This window comes from Alteromonas sp. KUL17, from assembly GCF_006538305.1.
In the GTDB taxonomy this organism is placed as follows: domain Bacteria; phylum Pseudomonadota; class Gammaproteobacteria; order Enterobacterales; family Alteromonadaceae; genus Alteromonas; species Alteromonas macleodii.
In genome coordinates this window covers 111915-134704 of the sequence record NZ_BJKJ01000010.1, presented here as the reverse complement: position 1 = coordinate 134704, position 22790 = coordinate 111915, and the positions used below count along the sequence as shown (strand labels likewise).

Annotated in this window: 19 protein-coding genes, 3 tRNA genes and 1 pseudogene; 8 read left to right on the top strand and 15 right to left on the bottom strand. The window is 44.9% G+C overall.

Going from position 1 to position 22790, the window contains the following annotated elements:
- Nucleotides 1–50: 50 nt before the first annotated feature.
- The 4 genes from phhA to pspA form a co-directional block, all read right to left on the bottom strand.
- Nucleotides 51–851 (bottom strand): phenylalanine 4-monooxygenase, encoded by an 801-nt coding sequence (gene phhA / locus KUL49_RS11145; RefSeq protein WP_131137310.1) that lies wholly within the window; start codon nt 849–851, stop codon nt 51–53.
- Between the two features lie 203 nt (nt 852–1054).
- Nucleotides 1055–1501 carry an envelope stress response membrane protein PspC gene (gene pspC, locus KUL49_RS11140; RefSeq protein ID WP_131137309.1) on the bottom strand — a complete coding sequence of 149 codons (447 nt, stop codon included), beginning with the start codon at nt 1499–1501 and terminating at the stop codon, nt 1055–1057.
- Complete coding sequence (gene pspB, locus KUL49_RS11135; protein WP_014948683.1) at nt 1498–1737, bottom strand: envelope stress response membrane protein PspB; 240 nt, start codon at nt 1735–1737, stop codon at nt 1498–1500. The genes pspC and pspB overlap by 4 nt, the downstream gene beginning before the upstream one ends.
- A gap of 75 nt (nt 1738–1812) precedes the next feature.
- On the bottom strand, nt 1813–2496 hold the full coding sequence (pspA, locus tag KUL49_RS11130; protein WP_014948682.1) for a phage shock protein PspA: 684 nt from the start codon (nt 2494–2496) through the stop codon (nt 1813–1815).
- Nucleotides 2497–2718: 222 nt separating this feature from the next.
- On the opposite strand from pspA, the gene pspF reads away from it, so the two are divergent.
- Genes pspF through KUL49_RS11100 form a run of 6 tightly spaced genes read left to right on the top strand, consistent with a single transcriptional unit; the run spans nt 2719 to nt 9316 of the window.
- Nucleotides 2719–3804, top strand: a complete 1086-nt coding sequence (pspF, locus tag KUL49_RS11125; protein WP_373995657.1) for a phage shock protein operon transcriptional activator — start codon at nt 2719–2721, stop codon at nt 3802–3804.
- A 40-nt stretch (nt 3805–3844) separates the two neighbouring features.
- Nucleotides 3845–5605: an ABC transporter substrate-binding protein gene (locus tag KUL49_RS11120; RefSeq protein ID WP_131137308.1), complete on the top strand. Its 1761-nt coding sequence runs from the start codon at nt 3845–3847 to the stop codon at nt 5603–5605.
- 59 nt (nt 5606–5664) lie between these two features.
- Entirely contained in the window at nt 5665–6633 is a 969-nt protein-coding gene (locus KUL49_RS11115) for an ABC transporter permease (protein ID WP_014948679.1), read from the top strand.
- On the top strand, nt 6620–7513 hold the full coding sequence (locus KUL49_RS11110) for an ABC transporter permease subunit (RefSeq protein ID WP_014948678.1): 894 nt from the start codon (nt 6620–6622) through the stop codon (nt 7511–7513). Before KUL49_RS11115 ends, KUL49_RS11110 begins: the two co-directional genes overlap by 14 nt.
- Nucleotide 7514: 1 nt before the next feature.
- Nucleotides 7515–8510: an oligopeptide/dipeptide ABC transporter ATP-binding protein gene (locus tag KUL49_RS11105; RefSeq protein WP_014978627.1), complete on the top strand. Its 996-nt coding sequence runs from the start codon at nt 7515–7517 to the stop codon at nt 8508–8510.
- Nucleotides 8510–9316 carry an ATP-binding cassette domain-containing protein gene (locus KUL49_RS11100; RefSeq protein WP_014948676.1) on the top strand — a complete coding sequence of 269 codons (807 nt, stop codon included), beginning with the start codon at nt 8510–8512 and terminating at the stop codon, nt 9314–9316. The genes KUL49_RS11105 and KUL49_RS11100 overlap by 1 nt, the downstream gene beginning before the upstream one ends.
- Before the next feature lie 171 nt (nt 9317–9487).
- On the opposite strand, the gene KUL49_RS11095 is transcribed toward KUL49_RS11100, so the two are convergent.
- The 10 genes and pseudogenes from KUL49_RS11095 to KUL49_RS11045 all read right to left on the bottom strand — a co-directional run bounded on the left by KUL49_RS11095 (nt 9488) and on the right by KUL49_RS11045 (nt 18467).
- Nucleotides 9488–10618, bottom strand: coding sequence for a sodium ion-translocating decarboxylase subunit beta (locus KUL49_RS11095; RefSeq protein ID WP_131137307.1), 1131 nt, complete (start codon nt 10616–10618; stop codon nt 9488–9490).
- A gap of 3 nt (nt 10619–10621) precedes the next feature.
- On the bottom strand, nt 10622–12442 hold the full coding sequence (oadA, locus tag KUL49_RS11090) for a sodium-extruding oxaloacetate decarboxylase subunit alpha (protein WP_131137306.1): 1821 nt from the start codon (nt 12440–12442) through the stop codon (nt 10622–10624).
- 19 nt (nt 12443–12461) lie between these two features.
- Nucleotides 12462–12770: an OadG family protein gene (locus KUL49_RS11085; protein ID WP_131137305.1), complete on the bottom strand. Its 309-nt coding sequence runs from the start codon at nt 12768–12770 to the stop codon at nt 12462–12464.
- A 542-nt stretch (nt 12771–13312) separates the two neighbouring features.
- A pseudogene (locus KUL49_RS11075) lies at nt 13313–13746 on the bottom strand (acyl-CoA thioesterase).
- Between the two features lie 140 nt (nt 13747–13886).
- A tRNA-Arg gene (locus KUL49_RS11070) sits at nt 13887–13963 on the bottom strand.
- A gap of 53 nt (nt 13964–14016) precedes the next feature.
- Nucleotides 14017–14093 (bottom strand) — tRNA-Arg (locus KUL49_RS11065).
- Between the two features lie 37 nt (nt 14094–14130).
- Nucleotides 14131–14222: transfer RNA gene (locus KUL49_RS11060), tRNA-Ser, on the bottom strand.
- 565 nt (nt 14223–14787) lie between these two features.
- Nucleotides 14788–14979, bottom strand: coding sequence for a carbon storage regulator CsrA (csrA, locus tag KUL49_RS11055; RefSeq protein WP_012517705.1), 192 nt, complete (start codon nt 14977–14979; stop codon nt 14788–14790).
- 134 nt (nt 14980–15113) lie between these two features.
- The gene (gene alaS / locus KUL49_RS11050; RefSeq protein WP_131137304.1) at nt 15114–17711 is read right to left on the bottom strand and encodes an alanine--tRNA ligase; all 2598 of its coding nucleotides are present in this window, start codon (nt 17709–17711) and stop codon (nt 15114–15116) included.
- A gap of 297 nt (nt 17712–18008) precedes the next feature.
- Nucleotides 18009–18467: a regulatory protein RecX gene (locus KUL49_RS11045; protein WP_069943920.1), complete on the bottom strand. Its 459-nt coding sequence runs from the start codon at nt 18465–18467 to the stop codon at nt 18009–18011.
- Nucleotides 18468–18585: 118 nt separating this feature from the next.
- Between KUL49_RS11045 and KUL49_RS11040 the strand changes: the two genes are divergently transcribed.
- Nucleotides 18586–19899: a GNAT family N-acetyltransferase gene (locus KUL49_RS11040; RefSeq protein ID WP_131137303.1), complete on the top strand. Its 1314-nt coding sequence runs from the start codon at nt 18586–18588 to the stop codon at nt 19897–19899.
- Nucleotides 19889–21964: a M13 family metallopeptidase gene (locus tag KUL49_RS11035; protein ID WP_110287704.1), complete on the top strand. Its 2076-nt coding sequence runs from the start codon at nt 19889–19891 to the stop codon at nt 21962–21964. Before KUL49_RS11040 ends, KUL49_RS11035 begins: the two co-directional genes overlap by 11 nt.
- A 228-nt stretch (nt 21965–22192) precedes the next feature.
- Here KUL49_RS11035 and betI read toward each other — a convergent pair whose 3' ends face one another.
- Nucleotides 22193–22768, bottom strand: coding sequence for a transcriptional regulator BetI (gene betI / locus KUL49_RS11025; protein WP_069943918.1), 576 nt, complete (start codon nt 22766–22768; stop codon nt 22193–22195).
- Between the last annotated feature and the right edge of the window lie 22 nt (nt 22769–22790).

Below are 22790 nucleotides of genomic sequence, written 5' to 3'. Positions count from 1 at the left end.
CGCTTCAATGAGCGGCATCCTATATAAAACACATTTAATTAACAATAGTGTTAACTGGCTTTTTTCTCTTTAGGTGGGAAAAGTGGGGAAAATAGCCCTAAAGACTTCGCTTCTTCTACGAGTGCCATAATATCCATTTCCGCTAATTCAAACAGATGGTCGAATTCCGGTAAGATATAATAAAGAGGCTGCATAATATCGATACGATAAGGTGTTCTTAATGCATCAATAGCAGTGAGCGGGTTACGCAGAGGTGTGTCGCTGTCTAACGCATATATTGTCTCGCCAGGAGAAGATAAGATGCCTCCACCGTATATCTTCAATTCATCTTTGGCGCTAACCAATCCAAACTCTACGGTGAACCAATAAAGACGAGCAAGATAAACTCGGTCTTCTTTGCTGGCAGCAAGGCCCAACTTTCCATAAGTGTGAGTAAAATGAGCAAATGCAGGATTCGTTAGTAGCGGACAATGACCGAAAACTTCATGGAAAATATCCGGCTCCTGCAAATAATCGAATTCTTCTCTGGTGCGTATAAAAGTGGCAACAGGAAATTGCTTATTCGCCAGTAATCTGAAAAATTCGCCAAAATTAATTAACGCAGGCACTTCAGCTGTTTGCCAACCCGTTTTCTCCATCAGTACTTTGTTGATGTCGGGTAGCTGAGGGATTTCCTTTTCATTTAACTTCAACAAATCAAGCCCGTCCAAGTATTCTTGGCACGCTCTTTCTTTCACCAGCGGAATTTGTCTCGCATAAAGTTCAGACCAAATTTGGTTCTCTTCGTCTGACCAATGGATAATGCCATTCTCGTCAGATTGTCTCGACTGGTATTGCGTTGATTTTGGCATAACTTCTGTAACCAATAAGAGTTGAAAAACTTGTTTATCAGTCTAATGAAATTCGCGACGTCGAAAAGTGTAAGCCCTTACGAGCGACTCGATTTTGCTGTAACAGGAATTTTACAAAACCAAGTAAACGCATTGTTTTATATACCAAAAAGCCGCTCATTACGAGCGGCTTCATTCAAGTTTGCTTGGTGCGCCATCGCCAATTAAAGACGGCTAATTTCTTTATTGAGTTGATATTCGCGAGACGTTACATAAGTTTCCATTTTACGAAGTCGAACTTCTGCTTTTTCAAAACGATTACGAATATCGTGAAACGCTTGTTTTGGTGGCTCGCCCGCCTGCCAAACTTTCGTTTTCACTTCCACTTTTGGGCTTTTAACCTGACCACCGTTGGGATTTGTCCATCCCTTACCTTTTGAGAAAACAGGTTGCGTTGGTGCATTTCTTAACCCAACAGGTTTTTTATCGAGGATGAACCAAGCTGCAATGTATGCAACAAAGATGAAAGGTCCGGCTAACAAGAAGAAACCTGTTACAACTAAAATCCTTACTAACCAAGTTTCTAAGCCGAAATATTCAGCTACACCCGAGCACACGCCTGCAATTCTTGCATTTTCTGGGTTGCGATAGAGCTGCTTACCGTTTCTCATGCTCTATTCCTCCACTCAGGTGCCTCGCTGTCTAAAATGGCCTCTAGAGTTTCAATGCGTTCGCTCATTTTCTCGGCTTTCTCGGCTAAGTCTTGCAAAGATGCGTGCTCTTCTGCACTCAATCCCTGATTCACTTGCTTCTTGCTTCGATAGTGTAATATTAGCCAAATTGGAGCAACGAATATTGAAAACACCACAAGGGGCATCACCAACATTGCAATCGTACCTTCATCCATCTCAATCTCTCCTACAAACTCTGATGTAATTACCCTCCTTCCGATTTCACATCCGGAGGGTACACCCTATTCTTATTATTCTGATTTTTCGGTGCTTGTGTTTGCACCTTTTACTTTCGCTTTAAGCGCAGCAAGTTCGTCTTCAACTTTGTCACTGGCCTCTAGTTCAGCAAACTCATCCTGTAACGTTTTCTTACCTAGATCGTAAGCTTCAACCTGCGACTCAAGGTCATCGATTTTACGCTCATATTGCTCAAAGCGTCCCATCGCATTATCTACTTTAGTGCTATCCAGCGTCTTTTTCACTTCAAGACGAGAGCTTGCAGTTTTCTGGCGCATAATAATCGCTTTTTGGCGACTCTTCGCATCCGCTAGCTTTTCTTGAAGCTGACCAATTTCATCCTGAAGTTTGCTGATTTGCTCATCAACAATAGCCAGCTCTTTACTTAACGCTTCAGCAGCTTCTGCAGACTTCTTCTTTTCCTGCAGCGCAGCACGCGCCAAGTCTTCTCTGTCTTTGCTCAAAGCAAGCTCAGCTTTGGCTTCCCAGTCACTTGCATCGCTTTCATACTTTGCAATTTGATTAACAATTTCTTTTTTGTTGGCTAAGGTCTTTGCTGATGCTGAGCGCACCTCAACCAATGTGTCTTCCATTTCCTGAATGATTAATCTAACCATTTTCTCAGGATCTTCCGCTTTATCTAAAAGCGCATTAATATTCGAATTCACAATATCTGTAAAACGCGAGAAGATACCCATAATAATTACCTCTTGCTAAAAATGGTAAGTGTTTAAAAAACACCACACTTGATAAATAGGTTACTCTTAGTATTAGTTGTATTCAATATGCTTGCCAACTTTATAACTGTGCTAACCTGCTATTTTTCATACACTTTTTATAAGTTCAAATAATACTCGTTTCTCAATATGTTTTGTTCTACACTATTAATTGGTCGAAATGACTAACTTTTGAGGGATTTAATGAGTAGGTATCGACAGCAAGACAATTTACTTGGCCAAGCGAATAGTTTTCTAGAAGTTTTAGAGCAAATTTCACAAATTGCACCGCTAGATAAACCTGTGCTGGTAATAGGTGAGCGAGGCACAGGTAAAGAGCTTATTGCCGCGCGACTTCACTTCTTATCTAAGCGCTGGGATCAGAACTATATTAAGCTTAATTGTGCTGCCTTAAGTGAAAGCCTATTGGAGAGTGAATTATTCGGTTATGAAGCAGGTGCGTTCACCGGTGCCTCAAAACGCCGCGAAGGTCGCTTTGAAGTGGCCCACAACGGCACCTTATTTCTTGATGAACTGGCTAATACTTCTGGCCTTATTCAGGAGAAGCTACTGCGCGTGGTCGAATATGGCGAATTTGAGCGCGTTGGCGGAAGCAAGTCAGTAAAAACTGACGTACGCCTTATTGCAGCTACAAACGAAGACTTACCCGCGCTTGCCGATGCAGGTGAATTTCGTGCAGACTTACTCGACCGACTTGCCTTTGACGTAATTACCATTCCTCCGCTACGCGAGCGTAGGGAAGATATCATGATGTTGGCAGAGAACTTTGCTATTAATATGGCCCGTGAAATGGAAATGGAATTATTCAGCGGCTTTACAGAGAAGGCGAAGCGGACCCTTCTTGATTACGATTGGCCAGGCAATATACGTGAACTAAAGAACGTGGTCGAACGTGCAGTTTATCGAACAAATAATCCTCATCTGCCCGTACATGAAATCGTTCTTGACCCCTTTGAGTCAGCTTATCGCCCTAAAGGTAGAGTGAAGACCAATGACAGAGTGAATACGTCCGACTCACCCGTTATTCAATCCCCTTCAGAGGCCGCTGCCACCAATGAACGCATTGAAAGTGCAGACATTACGCCACTGGCACCAGTGAAAAAGCCAGAAATTGTTGAATATCCCATAGATTTGAAAGAACGTTCTCAACAACATGAGATAGATATGATAAAACAGGCACTTGCTGACAGTCAGTTTAATCAGAAGAAGACTGCTGAAAAATTGAGCCTGACGTATCATCAGCTGCGAGGCTATCTCAAAAAACTATAACTTACTAGATTCTTCCGCGGAAAGCGTCGAGGCGTAAAGCATGTCCCATGGTTTGGTAAAGCGTTTGTCATTATGTATATGTACAGCGCTTCTTGTTGCATCCTGTGCTAAGCAGAACAAACAAGCGTTTTACAATACGGGTATTATATACTGCTCTGAAAGCAATCCAGTTACCTTCAATCCGCAGCTAGATACATCAAGTACAACGTCAGATGCATCTTCACACCAACTCTACGACAGATTGCTCGATTTCGACCCTGAGTCTGGCCGCATCGTGCCTAGTTTGGCGAGTAGTTGGTTAGTGAGTGATGACGGTCTTACCTACGCTTTTCAACTGAGAAAGGATGTATGGTTTCACAATACGCGCTACTTCACGCCAACACGAAACTTTAACGCCGACGATGTTATCTTCAGTATAGACAGATGGCGCCTACGCTCCCATCCATACCATTACGTATCTGGTGGGCGCTATCCCTACTTCGAAAGCATAGGCCTTGCACAAAATATCGCGTCGGTAGAGCGCGTAAACGGCTACCGCGTTGAAATTACACTTAAGCGCAGGGATAGCTCATTTTTGGCAAATCTAGCAACCGATTTCGCCGTTATCTTATCAGAAGAATATGCTAACCAGCTGGCACAGACCGGCACGCCGGGCAAAATCGATGAGCTTCCAGTAGGTACTGGCCCCTTTAAATTCGATAGCTATCGCAAAGATCATTTCATTAAGTTCCTGCGCCACGACAACTATTGGCGTGACCAAATGGAAGATGCGCCTACGAGTGATGAAGCCCTAAGCGATAACAATACTGTAGAGAGTGCCAACCAAGAAGTGGAAAATGGCCAAGGTGGCGAAGATACTGTTCAAGATGGTACAGCACAAAACGGTGACGAAACGCGCCCTGTTGTAGAGCAGCTTATATTCGACATTACGCCAAGAAGCTCACTGAGACTGGCTAAATTAATGACAGGTGAATGTGACGCTACCGCTTTTCCTGCACAGACTGAACTTGAAGTGATTCGGGCAAAAGAAGATCTGACGCTAGCGGAAAAACCAGGACTAAACATTGGATTTTGGGCGTTTAACACTCAACGTCCTCCTTTTGATAACCCAGATGTAAGACGTGCGCTAGCGGCCGCAATCGATAAGAACACATTGCTAGAAGCGGTGTATTTTGACAGTGCTACTAGAGCTAAGACCCTGCTGCCTGCGGCAAGCTGGGCGTTTCAAAATGACGCAGACGATACCGCCTACAATCCAGTTCTAGCGCGCAAATTATTAGCTGACGCCGGAGTTAAGGCCGGCTTTTCTATGACGATATGGGCTATGCCTGTTGAACGCTCTTACAATCCTAACGCAACAAAGATGGCCGAGCTCATTCAGCGTTATTTGCGTGATGTAGGCGTAGAAGCAACCATTGTCAGTTACGATTGGACTACCTTCAGACGCCATCTTCAGGAAGGCCTGCACGACTCGGTATTAATTGGTTGGTCTGCCGACAACGGAGACCCAGATAACTTCTATCGTCCGCTATTGAGCTGTGGCGCTATACCCTCAGGTACAAATCGTGCCATGTGGTGCAGTGAAGACTACGATAAGTTACTCAACGACGCTCTTCAGACAGATGATATTGAAGAACGCACAGCCATATACCGGCAAGTTAACCGATTATTATACGAACGCCTTCCTCTTGTTCCCATCGCACATGCCTATCGCTATCAGGCATACAGGAATGAACTAGAAGGAATGACCATTAATCCCTTTGGCGGTGTACGCTTTGGTGGAGTAAAAAAAGCACTGTGATCCAGATCCTCGTAAGATACTGCACTTTATTTATATTAACGCTTTTGGTGTTAGCGATTATGTCGTTTTCACTCGCCTACCTTTTTCCAGGCGATACACTTGAAAACCTAACAGGGCTCGTGCCGCAAAATGAAATTCAACGCGCGGCATTGGAGCGGCAATTTAAACTAGATCAGCCCTATATTTTCCAGTTTTTCTATTATGTAGGCAATTTGCTCACTGGTGACTGGGGATACAGCTTTACGTCAGGCCTGCCGTTAAGAGAAGAGGTAGGTATTGCGATGCCAGCCACAATAGAACTGGCAACCTATGCCATGTTGATGGCGTTATTCATTGGAATACCGCTTGGTTATTATGCGGGGATTCGCAGCTATTCAACGTCGGATCACCTAATAAATAGTGCAAGTATAACAACCTATTCTTTTCCTGTTTTTTGGTTTGCGCTCCTGCTTATATTGGTTTTCAGTTTGCAGCTAGACGCTGCACCGCTGTCGGGTCGTATCAGTTTGCTTTATAACATCGAACCCGTGTCAGGCTTTATTCTCATTGATATATTATTGTCTGACATAGAAAACAAGACCTTAGCCTTCAAGGATGCGTTATCGCACTTAGCATTACCTACGTTTGCCATTGGTGCTATCGCCACCGCTTCGATGATACGTATAACAAGACGTTCTGTTATAGACGTGAAACACCGCCCCTATATCGCTGCAGCAATATCTAGAGGCCTTTCAAGTTGGCAGATATTCTTTCGTCATATTCTGCGCAACGCGTTACTGCCCATTTTACCGCTAATGGCGATACAAATTACGACATTAATAACGAACGCGATGATTGTCGAAACCTTGTTTTCTTGGCCGGGGATCGGTAATTGGCTGATTCAAGCTATTTATCAGCGAGATTACCCTGCCCTTAGAATTGGTATGATGGCAGTATCCACGGTAGTAATTACACTCACGATTCTCGTTGATTTGTTTAACCGAATGATTGACCCAAGCAGAGAGAAATACGAACGTGCCACAGTTTAGTTTATACGACGAAGAATTCCATCCGTCGCCGTGGCAACGGACTTGGGCATCATTTAAAGCGAGCCACATCGCCATGCTTGGCCTGATTATGCTGGCGTTGTTTGTTGTTTGCGCGCTGTTCGCACCAATCATCACTCCCTATGATGCCGTGGAACAAAATATCGACGGACTGTTAATACCGCCTAGCTGGTTAGCTAATGGCTCTATATCGCACATTTTCGGTACTGATGCGTTGGGTAGAGACCTATTTACCCGCATAATTTATGGGTGTCGCATCACACTAGGCTCCGCATTCATTACTGTTGTGCTTGCCATGTTAGTCGGCGTTAGCCTTGGGACCTTTGCTGGCATGCTGCGAGGTGTTCGCTCAAGTATCGTCAACCACTTACTCGATGCACTTATGGCCATCCCCACGCTACTTATTGCGATTATTATCGTTGCAATATTGGGTACCGGTCTGGTTAACAGCATGTGGGCAATTACTCTTGCACTTATTCCACAGTTTGTGCACCACACAAGAAGTTTTGTGCGCGCCGAAATGAAAAAAGAATATATAGTGGCGTCTAAATTGGACGGTGCCAGTAGATGGCAACTTTTTGTTCATTCTATACTACCCAACATGACCGAAATGCTGGTTGTACAGGGCACGCTTGCACTTTCTATTGCCGTTATCGACATATCTGCACTTGGTTTTCTGAATTTAGGCGCACAGTCACCGCTTCCTGAACTTGGCGTTATTCTAGCTGATGGGCTAGATGTTGCTTATCTAGCACCGTGGAACGTTGCCGTCCCCGGCATGGCAATATTCTTCATGGTGCTATCTATCAACATTGTGGGTGACGGTTTGCGTTCAGCACTTAGAAAAAGAGTGAGTCATTAATATGCCAATGCTTGATATTAAAAACCTCACCTTGGAAATGCAGAGCAGCGATGGCGCAATTAAAGCGTTGGACAAGGTTAACCTGTCGGTTAGCAGCGGGGAAATTCGCGCACTGGTAGGAGAGTCAGGCTCAGGCAAAAGCTTGATCGTGTCCGCCATTTGCGGAGCCCTTCCTAGCCAATGGAATTTAACGGCTGACCGCATGAGTTGGAATGGTGAAAACCTGCTGAGTATGTCTGTGCAGCAGCGTCGCGAGGTAATGCGCCGAGAAATAGCGGTCGTGTTCCAAAACCCACAGGCAAGTTTAGACCCATCGGCAACGCTTGGCGAGCAGTTGGAAGAGAGCATTCCCGATGAATTTGTTGAAGGTAGCTGGTTCTGGCAACGAGCACAACACCGCAAAAAGATCGCAATAAGCACCGTTCACAAAGTAGGAATAAAGCACCACAAGCATTATTTAAGCGCTTTTCCTCATCAAATACCGGCTGACATAGGTCAAAAATTCATGATTGCGATGGCCTTGGTTTCACAGCCTAAATTGCTCATCGCCGATGACCCAACTCGGGGAATGGAACCTACAACAAAAACACAAATTCTGAAGCTCTTCACGCGTTTGAATCAGACCCGCTCGCTCTCGATCTTGTTTGTTAGTCACGACCTACTGGCAATTGCAAGTATGTCTCACTCTATGACGGTGTTGTATGCAGGGCAGACTGTAGAATCAGGTAGAATGAAGCACATTAAGAAGCGCCCTCTGCACCCTTACACAAAAGCATTACTAGACAGCGCGCCGAGCTTCAGAAAAGATTTACCACCGAAATCGCTGCTACCCACGCTTGGTGGCTCTATTCCCACACTACAGCATTTGCCTATTGGTTGCCGATTAGGTCCGCGCTGCCCTCGTGCACAGCGCGCCTGTGTACAAACGCCAGCCGTGCGTAAAATTCACGATCACAATTACAGCTGTCACTTCCCTCTACATATGGAGAAGCTGTAATGGATATCATGCAGGTTAAAGATCTCACGTTTATTCATAACGAAAGGAAACGTTGGCTAAAACGTCCTGAAGTTTTTCAACTTGGTCCAGTGAACTTAAGCGTAAAGCGCGGTGAAACCATTGCAATTATTGGTGAAAACCGCTCAGGTAAATCCTTGTTGGCTAAGCTCTTGGTAGGTGCACTGCCTGCTGATGCAGGTGAAATTGAAATTAACACGCACAAATATTTAGCCAAATACCAGTCTAAAGATAGCCAGCAAAAACGTACCCATGACATTCGTATGATCTTGCAGCATAGCTCCGAGTCGATGAATCCATCGGTTCCTGTGGGAAAAATCTTGGATGAGCCATTGCGTTTGAATACAGGTCTAAGCGAAGCAGAACGCAAACCAATTATAGAAGATATGTTGGTGAAGGTAGGCCTCTTGCGCGAACACTATTACTTTTATCGACATATGCTTTCTGATGGACAGCAGCAGCGTGTAGCGCTAGCCAGAGCCATTGTGTTAAAGCCCAAAGTGTTGGTGGCTGACGAACCCTTTGCAGCGTTAGACCCTTCCATTCGTTCGCAAACGGTGAATCTTATATTGAAGCTTCAGCAGGAACTTGGCTTGGCGTTTATCTTTATTAGTCACAACTTGGGTATTGTACGACACATTGCAGACAGGATTATTGTGATGGAAGGCGGTGAAATTGTAGAAGAAGGCAAGACCGAAACTATCTTTAGGTGGCCGCAGCATACGCGCACTAAAAAACTCGTTACCGCATACCAATCTCTGGTGCCACAAAACACAATTCGAGAATAAAGAGCTTATCGTTTGGGTGGTATTTTCTTTGAGAAACGCACTTACGTACCGAACTGGCACGCTCGACTCGCCACAAAAAGAAAACCCTAGAAAGCCTTTTTTTGAACAAACGCCATGCAATAACAAAGGGGCAGATAAACTGCCCCTTGTACAGCAATGCATTCGTGCTTTCTAGCCAACCAGAGCCAACAGTATACCTGCGGCAACCGCACTACCTAGCACGCCAGCCACGTTAGGCCCCATTGCATGCATAAGTAAGAAGTTATGAGGGTTAGCTTCTAGCCCAACTTTGTTCACCACTCTGGCTGCCATCGGCACAGCAGAGACGCCAGCTGCGCCAATCAGTGGATTTATACTGCCACCCGACAGCTTACTCATTAGCTTGGCCATGAGTACGCCTGCGGCAGTGCCTATACCAAACGCGATAGCCCCAAGCCCCAAAATACCTAAAGTCTCGACCGTAAGGAATGCTTCAGCTGATAACTTTGATCCTACTGCTAAACCAAGGAAAATGGTGACCGTATTGATGAGCTCGTTTTGGGCTGTTTTACTCAATCTGTCTACCACGCCACACTCTTTCATTAAGTTACCGAAGCAGAACATGCCGACAAGCGGCGTAGCGGCAGGTAAAAACAAGATAGTCATAAACAGCACTGCGAGCGGGAAAATAATCTTCTCTCGCTTTGACACAGGTCGTAGTTGACCCATTTTTATCTCGCGCTCTTCTTTTGTGGTCAGCGCTTTCATGATAGGTGGCTGGATAATAGGTACCAACGCCATATAAGAGTATGCAGCGACTGCAATCGCACCGAGCAAATCAGGCGCAAGCCGTGAGGCGAGGAAAATGGCAGTAGGCCCATCCGCGCCACCTATGATAGCAATGGCACTCGCGTCTTTTAACGTAAACTCAAAGCCAGGTATAAGGTTTAACGATATCGCGCCAAACAAGGTAGCAAAAATACCGAACTGCGCAGCTGCGCCAAGTAACAACATTTTGGGGTTAGCAATAAGCGCACTGAAATCAGTCATTGCGCCTACCCCCATAAAGATGAGCAGAGGAAATACCCCTGTATCTATGCCGATTTTGTATATGTAGTGCAGCAAGCCCCCCGCTTCTGAAAAACCAGCAATAGGGATGTTAGTAAGCAATGCACCAAAACCAATGGGCAGTAAAAGCAATGGCTCAAACTTTTTAACAATGGCCAAGTACAACAAGCCGAAACCCACTGCCATCATTATAAGCTGGCCGGCTTCAAAGTGCGCAAGCGCGGTACTATCCCAAAGTACCATTAACTTATCCATGTACTACCCCAATAAGATTAACGGTTGACCACTGGTTACGGCATCGCCTTCACTAACAGTAATGTCGGTGACCGTACCGGTGTATGCGGAGCGGATCTCTGTCTCCATTTTCATGGCTTCAAGGATCATCACCACATCGCCTTCTGACACGCTGTCGCCGTTTCTCACCAAAACTTTAAATACGTTACCTGCAAGCGGTGCATCAATAGACTGAGAAGAGTTAGAGTCTGATGGCGCAGCACTCTTAGTTTGAGGCTGTGCTTGCGTCTGAGAGCCACTAGCAGGTGTAACGCTCGTCAGCGTACCTGAAGGTGCCACTTCTACGCGATACACTCTTCCATCTACGTTTACGTCGTAAGTTTCACTCGCGGTAGCCCCTTGTGAGCTTGACTTGGCTTCAGCAGGCTTAGGCGCACTCGAGCTTTGCGACTCTTGCGCGCTAGGTGCAGGTTCAAACGCATCAGGGTTGCCGCGGTTTTCGATAAACTTTAGGCCTATCTGCGGGAATAAGGCATAAGTCAAAACATCATCAATTTTATCGTCTGACAGCGATAGTTGCTTTTTCTCAGCCAGTTCATCAAGCTCTTTACTCAGTGTATCCAGCTCTGGTGCAATATTGTCAGCAGGCCGGCATGTCACGGGCTCTGCGCCATCAAGCACACGCGCCTGCAACTCCTTGTTTACTGGTGCTGCGGTAGCGCCATATTCACCTTTAAGAACGCCTGCGGTTTCTTTTGTAACGCTTTTGTAACGCTCGCCGGTGAGTACGTTAAGCACTGACTGCGTGCCCACGATTTGTGAGGTTGGCGTAACAAGAGGAATGAACCCAAGATCTTCCCTTACCCGTGGAATTTCTTTTAACACTTCTTCGAATTTATCTTCAGCGCCCTGCTCTTTAAGCTGACTTTCCATGTTGGTTAGCATTCCGCCCGGTACTTGAGCCAAAAGAATACGTGCATCTACCCCTTTGAGACTGCCTTCGAACTTGCTGTATTTCTTTCTTACTTCCCTGAAGTAACTGGCAATTTCTTCTAGTTCGGGTAGTGCAATACCCGTATCGCGCTCTGTACCTTCTACGATAGAAACCATGGTCTCAGTTGCGCTATGACCATAAGTCATGCTCATTGAAGAAATAGCCGTGTCCAGCATATCAATGCCGGCATCGATAGCTTTTTGATACGTCGCCGTACTCAACCCTGTTGTGGCATGGCACTGCATGGCAATAGGTACATCAACCGTTTCTTTTAATCCGGTAATCAATGCCTCGCACTCGTACGGTTTTAAAAGCCCAGCCATATCTTTTACGCAGATAGAATGAACCCCTAGGTCTTCAAGCTGTTTCGCCATTTCGAGCCAAAGCTTAAGATTGTGCACAGGGCTTACCGTATAAGAAATTGTCCCTTGCGCGTGAGCGCCACTGTCTATGGTCGCTTTTATTGCGGTTTTCAAATTCCTAATGTCATTCATGGCATCAAAAATTCTAAATACATCTACGCCACTTTCGTGAGCACGCTCTACAAAGCGAGTGACAACATCGTCAGCATAATGGCGGTAACCCAATAGATTTTGACCACGCAACAGCATTTGCTGTTTCGTGTTAGGCATGGCTGCTTTTAGCTTTCTGATGCGCTCCCAAGGGTCTTCCCCTAAATAACGAATACAGGCATCGAATGTAGCACCACCCCAAGATTCAACTGACCAAAAGCCAGCTTTATCTAGTTTTTCCGCTATGGGAAGCATATCTTCAATACGCATGCGCGTAGCAAGAAGGGATTGGTGGGCATCACGCAGAACCAGCTCGGTAAGGGCCAGAGGCTTAGACATGGTAACTCCTGATTAGGCTTTATTTTTTAGAATTTTGGCGATGGGTATGAATTGCGGCAGAAATAGCTGCGATAACGTTTCCGTCTATTCCTGGTTGTACCGCTTGATTGTTTCGACTCAAATTAGCTGAAGGCCCTTTTAAATTAGCTGAAGGCTCTTTTAAATGAGCTGAAGGCTCTGCTGTTTCACCGGGAAAAGCTTCACAAAATCGGGCAATGAGATGAATACCCACAATAAGAAGCCCTAAGAATGAGAAAACGAATACCATTCCTATAAGCATAAGAGAAGCTGCTTCAAAGAGCAGGCTAGCGACGGATCCCGAATCCATATTCAATCCTGTTGTTATTTTGTACCTGAATAAGTATCACGTGGTTTTTCAAAACACAACAAAGCAGCATAAAAAACCACTTTAAAATGAATAAAACCCGCCAAAATGAAACTTAATGCATTATTCTTTAATAAATTTGCAACAAAAGTATATTTTAGGAATTAGCATAAGCGTTGCCGATGCCAGCAATCTACATTTACGTTCATTTATACTCACGCCTTAATGAAAGCCTATATTTTCCGTAAAGTCACTGTCTAGCTGTTTAGCGAAATCTTTCGCATCCATCGCCAACAATACCAATCCACATAGATAATTACCCACTCAGAAGGCGCTGGCAAGTTTCCTAGCAAAGCGTGGGAATGCAGGAATGGCTGTTCCCTTTCAAATTCCCAGAATGCAGCTAGGAAGCTTGCCAGACCTTCCCGAAGGGCGAGTTTAAAATGTCCGTACTCTTTGTTGTGTCACCTTGATGTAGAACCACTATATCTGCGTTAACACGTCGCGATTACGAACATTTTAACTCTCGCTGAGTGAGTGATTATCTATGCGGACTGGTATAAATCTAGCTGCATATGTCGTTCATCCTCGGGTACGTAAGCAGGCACATTTACTGGGCTTCCCTTACAGTCCACCGCCATAAAAGTTATAAAACAGCGATTTGCGACAGACGTAGTGTTTTCCGTGGCGTCGCCCGATTTAACCACAACATAGATATGCATACTTGACGCTCCAGTGTGTACCAACGATGCGGTTATCTCAACTAGCTGACCTACTTTTATAGGTTTTATGAAACGTATGCCATTGGCAGACACCGTGACGCAGTAACATTTGGACCACTGCGCGGCACAGGCATAGGCTGCTTGGTCAATCCATTTCATTAAGCTGTTATAGAGAGCATGCCACCGTGAACGTTACCGCCAAAGTTTACGTCGGTAGGTTCTGCTAAAAATCGAAAAGTAGTAGATGGATGTGCCATAGCGTACCTCGCGCTTTACTGCTGTTAGACACATTAAGTTTAGCTTAAATTTTGAACAGCGCGCTTAGACGAAAGTGGAGAGAACAAAAATAAAAGGAGTAGAAATGAAAAAACCCACCTAAAAAGGTGGGTTTTCAATATGGCGCGTGTGGAAGGATTCGAACCTCCGACCGCCTGGTTCGTAGCCAGGTACTCTATCCAGCTGAGCTACACACGCGTAAACTTGTGTACTTTTGAATTCTACCTCAAAAGGTGACGCTTTAAAATAAGTGGCGCGTGTGGAAGGATTCGAACCTCCGACCGCCTGGTTCGTAGCCAGGTACTCTATCCAGCTGAGCTACACACGCGCAAAACTTGTTGTTGGCCGTCACTGCCAACGAATAATGGCGGAGAGGGAGGGATTCGAACCCTCGATACGCGTATATGCGTATGGTTCCTTAGCAGGGAACTGGTTTCAGCCACTCACCCACCTCTCCTTGACTGCGGGGTGCATTTTACGGATTCATTGGCCTGAGTCAAACCTTTTTTATAAAGAAATTGTTCACCCGCTGCCATTTTAAACAATTCGAGCAAAAAACCAGTAATTTGTTCGCAATACAAGCAATTAAACCGAATTTTATTTAACGATGCTCGTTAATTTGCATTTGAATATGCGCAGCTTCATTGCAGTTTTAACTGACCCGCCTTAATAATTTAGTCAATTTTTCAAAAATAATATCAAAAAGTTTTGAATTTATTTGTTCAAAACCAAGTACGCTGATTCGTATTACTTACTTAAGTTATTTAAAAGCGCTCCAAAATCTCAGATAAAGCGGTTAATGTCTCGATTTAAAAATCGTCCACCCAGAAGGCATTGTGCTAGAAAAAAGCTGTGCACGGCCCAGAGACTTAACTTGGTCGTTAGCGCGAGACATCACAACGTCATTTCTGGCGAAATAGAACAGAAACAATAGACTTGCGCTAAAGCCCGATAAGATTTACTCACTTAAAACAAAAAAGGCCAGCGTAAGCTGACCTTTTCCAATGAAGCGTATAATGCAATTATTCTGCAGAGCCTGGCTGACCGCCTTTTTCTGCTTGAATGCGCATGTATATCTCTTCACGGTGCACAGAAACTTCTTTTGGTGCATTCACACCGATACGTACCTGATTCCCTTTTACACCTAGTACGGTAACGGTTACATCGTCACCAACCATAAGCGTTTCACCAACTCGACGAGTCAAAATAAGCATTCGCTTGCTCCTGTTCCTTAATACTGAACATCATCCATTAAGATTTGCCAACCCATCGGCACGACCCGATGGAAGCGACAGTGATTCCATGTTTCTGCGTCACTTCAAAAACTCACTGTTATACACAAAAATAATTATAGCTTATCTTGTAACCAAGCGTTAACCGAATCTAGCGCCTGGCCCAAGTTTTCAGGCTGGTCACCGCCGGCCTGTGCCATATCTGGACGACCGCCCCCTTTGCCACCTACTTGTGATGCGACAAAGTTAACTAGCTCGCCCGCTTTAACTTTACTAGTGAGGTTTTTAGTAACGCCAGCAATAAGATTCACTTTCGCGTCATTAGCCACACCTAATACTACGATCCCTTCACCAATTCGGTTTTTAATGTCATCCATCATTGAACGCAATGACTTCGCTTCAACACCTTCCAAATTCGCAATAAGAACTTTAACGCCATTTATCTCTACTGCATTACTAAGCATATCAGCACCTTGCTGACTCGCCAGTTTTTGTTTCGCAGAATTGAGTGCTTTTTCTAGTTCTTTAGTCTGATTTTGTAGAGAAACTACGCGATCAAGTACATTTTGGCTGTCTGTTTTCAATAACGCAGACAATGAAGACAGTGTCGCTTGTTGGGTTTGCACAACTTCAAGTGCATGCTCGCCAGTAACTGCTTCGATACGTCGAACGCCCGATGCAATACCCGCTTCACTGGTAATTTTAAACAAGCCAATATCACCAGTACGTGTAACGTGAGTACCACCACATAGCTCAACAGAGAATGGCCCCATGGTTACCACGCGAACTTTTTCGTCGTACTTTTCACCAAATAGCGCCATTGCGCCTGATGCTTTGGCTTCATCCAAATCCATTAGTTCAGTTGCTAACGTGTGGTTTGCACGTATTTCTTGGTTAACTCGTCTTTCAATCTCAGCAAGTTGCTCAGCCGTTACTGCCTCAAAATGCGAGAAGTCAAAACGCATGCGCGGCGCTTCAACCAATGAACCTTTCTGAGTTACGTGCTCACCTAAAATTTCACGCAGTGCTGCATGAAGTAAATGCGTTGCGCTGTGGTTCTTTTTAATGGCTTCACGATTTGCTGCATCAATCGCTGCGGTTGCCGTATCACCTTTAGATACCGAACCTTTAGCAATACCTTTGTGTGCAAACGCATTACCCATTTTTTGGGTGTCGGTAACGATGAATTCACCGTTTGCCACGCGAAGCACACCTTTGTCACCTGCCTGACCACCGCTTTCAGCGTAGAACGGTGTGCTGTCTAATACCACAACGCCTTCTTGACCGTCTTCAAGCTTCTCAACAAACGCATTTTCGGCAATAAGTTCAACCACATTCGCCTGGCCTTCTACATCGGTGTACCCAGTAAATGAGGTTGTGTGGTCAATGGCGAGTTTACTATTGTAGTCTGCACCAAAGTTGCTAGCCTGCTGTGCACGGGCACGCTGTGCTTGCATAGCAGCTTCAAAACCTTCTTCGTCAATCTTAAGGTCGTGCTCACGTGCTACATCATTGGTTAAGTCAGTAGGGAAACCATAGGTGTCGTAAAGCTTGAACACTACGTCACCCGGCACTGTGTCGCCTTCTAGAGTTTCTAATGTATCGTTTAGGATAGCCATACCACGGGCTAACGTTTTGCTAAACTGCTCTTCTTCAACACGTAGTACTTTTTCAATTACCGGTAGCTGGTCTACAAGTTCTGGATACGCTTCACCCATTTCTTTGGCAAGTGATGCTACAAGCTTATAGAAGAAAATATCGTTTGCGCCAAGCTGATAGCCGTGGCGGACAGCGCGACGAATAATGCGACGTAATACGTATCCGCGCCCTTCATTTGATGGCATAACGCCATCGCAAATTAAGAAGCTGCACGAACGAATGTGATCGGCGATGACCCGTAGCGATTTATTTTCTAAATCTTCGCTTCCAACAATTGATGCTGCTGATTTGATCAAGTTTTGGAAAAGGTCGATCTCGTAGTTGCTGTGCACGTTCTGCAAGATAGCGGAAATACGTTCTAGGCCCATACCGGTATCGATTGAAGGCTTAGGGAGTGGCTCCATGGTACCGTCAGCTTGTTTGTTAAACTGCATAAATACCAGGTTCCAAATTTCGATAAAGCGGTCGCCGTCTTCTTCTGGTGTTCCCGGAGGACCTCCCCAAATGTGCGCACCGTGATCGTAAAAGATTTCAGAACAAGGACCACATGGACCGGTATCGCCCATAGACCAGAAGTTATCTGACGTACTAATGCGAATAATCTTTTCTTTTGGAACACCAATATGGTTTTCCCAGATGTCGAAAGCTTCGTCATCTTCAGAATAAACGGTGACTAAGAGCTTTTCTTTTGGCAAACCAATTTCTTTGGTAAGGAAATTCCATGCAAACTCTATCGCTTCTTTTTTGAAATAATCGCCAAAGCTGAAATTACCCAGCATTTCAAAAAAGGTATGGTGACGCGCAGTGTAACCTACGTTCTCAAGGTCGTTATGCTTACCACCTGCGCGAACGCAGCGCTGTGACGATACCGCACGGGTATAGCTGCGTTTTTCCGCACCCAAAAAACAGTCTTTAAACTGGTTCATGCCCGCGTTGGTAAAAAGAAGTGTGGGATCATCTGCCGGAACCAGTGACGAGCTCGCCACCGCTTGGTGGCCATGGCTTTTAAAATAATCGATAAACTTGTTACGTAAGTCAGCAGTTGATAATGTCATTGAAAACCTAACTTCCTTTATTCTATTTTTGAAACGTGCGATTTGCCTGTTCTAATGAGCTTTATAATCGGGGCAGTTTGCGAATACGCAATACGCTTATCCTCGCTATAATTCTCTGGATAATTAAAATGCACACAAATTTGCGCAACAATACCATGGATAACGCAATTTTGTTAAGTGTAACGGGGAGAAGATAGGCTCAAATTTCACTTTAAGTAGACGAAAATAGCCAGTATTCATAAAACGAATCGCCAACGGCATCTATTTGTCGGTCAACATGAGCGTAAACCAGCCGTTTTAGCTAGATTCGTTTGCGCTTACCGCATATTCAATGTGATCTTGGTAAAAGCCACGATATTGAAGAAATTGTTTCTGCTTTTGTCTCAACGCGAATTCGTTTTCATAAAACTCGCCAAACTTTTTCTCTTTTACTTTTTTAGCACTTTCAAACCAGTCAGCGTCAATCTCTCTCATTGCGTGTTCTGCAGTACTTTCATCTACACCGTATTGCTGTAAGTCTAATTTAATTGCGCGGGGTCCCTTCCCTTTTAAATACAGTGCGCGAGCTCGGCTTTCTGCAAATCTAGCATCGCTTTGGATATCAGCATCTTTGAATTCCTCCAGAATAGGCATGAAAGCATCACTCGCTATTCCCTTCTGCTGCAACTTTCGCATAATCTCGTTAAAGCTATGCTCTCGTCGTGCCAGCATGCGAGTAATCGCGTCGGTAATGATTTTTCGGTCGAACTCTGACATTTTTGTAAACTTACTCTTCTGTATTAAACGTAGAAACCGCGTTATTTTAGCGTTAATTACTCGTACATTGCGACTATCTAGCGTTTTACGCACTTAACCTCTACATGATGTAAACTGCATGACAGCATCCAACTATCGCATAACAATAATAGATTCGATTGAACAGATCTCTAAAGAGCGCTGGCAATACTTCGCAAAAGAATCGGGTCCTTTCGTTTCTTATGAATTTTTACATGCGCTAGAACGCAGCGGCTCGTGCAGCAATGAATCTGGGTGGCAGCCTTGCCATATTGCTATAGCGCAGAGCCAGCATGGGGCTGTTAATCTCGTTATTCCCGGCTACCTGAAAACTCACAGCTACGGTGAATACGTGTTTGACCACGCTTGGGCTAATGCTTATGCACAGCACGGTCTCGACTATTATCCTAAATGGATATCGGCCATCCCCTTCACGCCCGTAACAGGTTCTAGACTACTTTCTGATGGACACATTGCGCTTACTCCGTCGCTTTTAAGTGAACTAGAAAATACATTGACAGCGTATGTAGAGTCCGTATTTGGTGAGGCTTTATCTTCTTTTCATTGGCTATTTCCCAATGAAAGCACCTCGGCTCAAATCACCAGTTGCGGTACCCCCAAGGCAAATGACTTATCCATTGAACAACTTCGAGATCAATCCGACACGCTAAACCGTTACCTGACCCGATACGCGGTTCAGTTTCAGTGGCATAACTACGGTTATGGTGATTTCGACGATTTTCTTAACGCGCTTACCTCCCGCAAAAGAAAAGATATCAAGAAAAGTCGACGTAAACTGAACGAGCAAGGCGTCCGCTTTACCCATTATACCGGCAGTAAGATTAGTCCAGAGACACTGCAGTTTTTCACAAAGTGTTACAAAGCAACCTATTTAAAACGAAGCGGTCACGTGGGATATTTGAATGATGTGTTCTTTGAGCAGCTTGTCGAGACCATGAGCGAGAACATGCTTATAGTGACGGCAATAGAGAATGAGGTAGCAGTAGCCAGCGCCCTCTTTTTCTACGATGATACAGGACTGTATGGCAGATACTGGGGAGCGCTGAAAGAAATAGACGGGTTACATTTTGCCTGCTGTTATTTTGAAGGCATTGAATTCGCCATTGAGAAAAAGCTATCGCTTTTTAATCCCGGCACCCAAGGTGAACATAAAATACTTCGAGGCTTCGAGCCCATTTATTGCCGTTCTCATCACAAATTACAACATCCGTCGTTTCACACTGCTGTAGCAGACTTTTTACAGCGAGAAACGCCACATATCGCAAGCTATTTTAATCAGGCACGGAATGCTTTACCGTTTAACAAGGAATTTGTGCCTACTTTAAAAACAACGAGTGTCACTGCACCTAACGACGACACTTATAATCACAACGAGAAAAACGATGAAATATAAACTTCTTGCCGTAGCGATTACGGCATCTTTGGGACTTGCTGGTTGCGGTCAGCCTGAACAAGCCCAAGAACAAACCAGCAATGTTGAAGCGCCAGAAATGAAGGGCGAAGCGGAACTAGGCTCTTTTGGCGTAGACTTGACCGCTCGTAATGAAGCGGTAAAACCTGGTGATGACTTCTTCATGTACGCGAGCGGTACATGGTACGACAACTACGAGCTGCCCGCTGACAAAACTCGCTACGGCGCGTTTACGGGTCTTGCAGAGCGTAGTGAAGAGCAAGTTAAAAACATCATTGATGGGCTAATGGAAAAGTCTTCTCTAAATGCAGAAGAAAAGCTTGTTCACGACTTTTTCGTTGCTTATATGGATACAGATACCATCAACGAAAAAGGTATTGAGCCAATTAAAGACGTACTCACGTCTATCGATAGCATTGAAAACAAAACTGACCTAACCAAAGCATTTGGTAACAGCTGGTTAGTAGGCTCAACCACGCCAATTGGCGGCGGTATGTGGTACAACCGCCTTGACCCAAATGAATACCAATTAAGTGTTGGTGTTGGTGGTTTAGGCCTTCCTGATCGCGACTACTACCTGAGCGATAGCGAACGTTTTGTTAAAATTCGTGAAGCTTATGTAGCGCACATCGAGCAGATGCTAAATTTTGCAGGCGAAGAAAACGCAGCTGAAAAAGCGGCGAATATTCTTGCCCTTGAAACACAAATTGCAGAAATTCAGTGGCCTCGCGAAAAACGCCGTGACCGCGACCTTACTCTTAACCAGATTGAACGTAGCAAGCTGTCTGACGAGTACCCTGGCTTTGATTGGGATACATATTTTGCTCAAACCGGTTATAAGGTACCTGAGCTAAATATTACACAGCCTGAGCCAGTAAAAGACGTTATTAAAATTATTAACGAAGCTGATCTCGCTGATTGGAAGTCGTACTTGAAATATCACACTATTTCAAACAATGCGGATTTCCTTTCTGAAGATATCTACCTAGCCAACTTTGACTTCTTTGGTCGTACACTAAGCGGACAGCAAGAGCCTCGTCCTCGTTGGAAACGCGCAGTGAGCCAAATGTCTGGTACTGAGTCACTTGGTTTTGCTATCGGCAAGATTTACGTAAACGAATACTTCCCAGAAAGCTCAAAAGAGCAGATGGCAGAGCTGGTTGAGAACTTGCGTACAGCACTAGGTGAGCGTATTGAAAACCTAGACTGGATGAGCGAAGAAACCAAGGTAAATGCCAAAGAAAAGCTAATGGCATTTAACCCTAAAATTGGCTACCCAGACGAATGGCAGTCTTTCGACGGCGTAACCATTAGCGACAAAGACTTAGTAGGCAATGTTCGAAACCTACGCACATTCTTCCAAGACCAATCGGTAGAACGTGAGCTAGAGAAAACGGATCGCAATCGCTGGGGTATGACACCGCAGCGCGTTAACGCCTACTACAATAGCTCGTTCAACGAAATTGTATTCCCAGCGGCTATTTTGCAACCACCATTCTTTGATCCAAACGCCGACGCAGCAGTTAACTACGGTGCAATCGGTGCGGTAATTGGTCACGAAATGGGACATGGTTTTGACGATCAAGGCTCGAAGTCAGATGCAAACGGTATTCAGCGCAACTGGTGGACCGATGCTGACCGCGCAGCGTTTGAAGAAAAAGCGGATATGCTAGCCGAGCAATACAGCCAGTACGAGCCTATCGAAGGTAACTTCGTAAATGGTCGCAACAGCTTGGGTGAAAACATTGGTGACGTGGGTGGTCTAGCCATGGCTTACCACGCCTACAAACTTAGCCTTAACGGCAAAGAAGCGCCGGTAATTGACGGCCTAACAGGCGATCAGCGTTTCTTCCTTGCATGGGCACAAGTGTGGAAAGAAAAACGCACTGAAGAAAGCATGCTGAATCAACTTCGCGCAGGTACACACGCGCCAGGTCGTTATCGTGCACAAGCGCCAAGAAACCATGATGCATGGTATGAAGCGTTTGACGTGAAACCAGGTGATGCACTTTATCTTGCGCCTGAAGAACGCGTTAGAATTTGGTAGCTCATTGAGTTTAGCACTTAATGAGCACATGCTAGCTTCTCGCGCCGGATAGCGATTTGTATCTGGCGCCAGCTAATACCAGTCCGCATAGCTCATTTAGAAAGTGTAGATAATTAAAAAGGGCGGTTCGACTTATCTCGAACCGCCCTTTTTATTTTTCTAATCAGTATTAGCTCGGTGGTACTTATACGCCAGCCCCGAGTACTTGTTTAACTTCCGTTTGCTTATTTATCTTCCGTATTGGGCAACTAAATCGCGAACGTATTGCTTACAACGGGCTACAGCCTCTGAAAAATCACCGTTACCCACACTGCCCATGGAATAACGAAGCCAATACCCATCAATTAATGCAGCGGTAGACGCAGCGGCGTTTTTGACCTGCTCAGGTTTAAGTAGCTTGCGGTAACTAAACGCTAAATTACGCTCTAAGCGTTTGTGGTTAATACACTGCAAACGATGCAAGCCTTCGTTGTGAAGTGACAACGCCCAGAAGTTGAACCAAGTATTGGTGGCGGAACTCGCCCCTTGCGTTTGTGAAAAGTTATTTTCAATAATGAAATCAATCCGCTCTAGGGGATCGTCAATACGCTGCGTGATTTTTAGCGCATCGAGAAGGTGGCGCATCGTTGCTTCAATTAAACCTTGCTTGTCACCAAAATAGTGACTGATTATCCCTGAAGAAAGCCCAGCTCTTTTGCTAATTAAGCTAATCGTTGTACCGTGATAGCCAACTTCTGCCATCACTTCTAGCGTTGCTTCTATTAATTGCTTCTTGCGAACTGGCTCCATTCCCACCTTGGGCATGCTACAACTCCAAACCTTAAAT